At 71.0% G+C, this 1003-nt stretch carries 2 protein-coding genes; both read right to left on the bottom strand.

Features of this window, described 5'->3' with window-relative positions; translation table 11 throughout:
• The coding region (locus G3I42_RS29190; protein ID WP_164290753.1) for a translation initiation factor IF-2 N-terminal domain-containing protein at window positions 1-273 on the bottom strand (273 nt) is incomplete at its 3' end.
• Between the two features lie 146 nt (window positions 274-419).
• Window positions 420-698, bottom strand: coding sequence for a YlxR family protein (locus tag G3I42_RS29185; RefSeq protein WP_164290752.1), 279 nt, complete (start codon window positions 696-698; stop codon window positions 420-422).
• Window positions 699-1003 lie beyond the last annotated feature (305 nt).

The raw sequence follows: 1003 nt of genomic DNA, 5'->3' as shown, positions 1-1003 counted from the left end.
CGCGGGACGCGGCGCCGGGGAAGGGGTGGGGGCGGACGGCGAGGGTGCCGCCGGCCGTGCGGGCGCCTGCTTGCGCGGCGCGCCGGGACGGGGTCCGGACTTGCCGGAGCCACCGCCCTGCTGGAATGCGTCAGTCAGTTTGCGCACCACCGGCGCCTCGATCGTCGAGGACGCCGAACGGACGAATTCACCGAGTTCTTGGAGCTTGGCCATGACGACCTTGCTCTCCACGCCGAACTCCTTGGCGAGTTCGTATACCCGGACCTTAGCCACTTCGCTCCTTTGAGGTCCGGGGGGCGCCGGACCGTCGCTACTTCATGGGCGTACTCATCGCGTACTCATCGAGTGCTCATCGCAATCTCGACCTACTTCCGACTCGCGAGGTACCTGGGCCGCACGGCGGTTCCGTGCGGCGCTTCTTACGGTGTTGCCTGCTCGACATAGCGACGGAGTTCCGCCGTGTCGAGCGGTCCCTGGACCCGGAGGGCCCGGGGGAATGAGCGGCGGCGCACCGCCAGCTCCGTACAGGCCGGTACGGGGTGTACGTACGCACCCCGGCCGGGCAGCGTACCGCGCGGGTCGGGGAGCAGGACTCCGTCGACCATCACAGTGCGCAGCAGTTCGTTCTTGGCCGCTCGCTCCCGGCACCCGACACAGGTGCGTTCAGGGCAGGGGCGGGCGTGCGTCCGACCAGACACTCTTCAGTCTACCTCCCCGTAACGACCCCATCCCTACGGGGGAAAGATCGAACGGCCATCTGTGGCGGAGCGCCGCGCGGGGCGGACTCCTCTTGTTCCGTGCGGTGTTCCGCGTGCGGGTTCCGCTTGTGCGTGTTCCCCGGGGGCCGCGCGGGGTGCGAGGCCGTTGGGGGGATCGTGCCTTGCGGGGGCGGGGTGGCGCACGTGGGTATCGGGGCTTCGGGGCCGGGCGACGCGTCGCGCGCCCCTGGGGGCCGGGCGACGTCGCGTGGCGCGACGTGGGGTCGCGGGCGGGCTTGGCCGTA

The sequence above is a fragment of the Streptomyces sp. SID11385 genome (assembly GCF_010548245.1).
Taxonomy (GTDB): domain Bacteria; phylum Actinomycetota; class Actinomycetes; order Streptomycetales; family Streptomycetaceae; genus Streptomyces.
The sequence above is the reverse complement of the archived record's forward strand: the minus strand, read 5'-3'. Positions and strand labels throughout refer to the sequence as shown.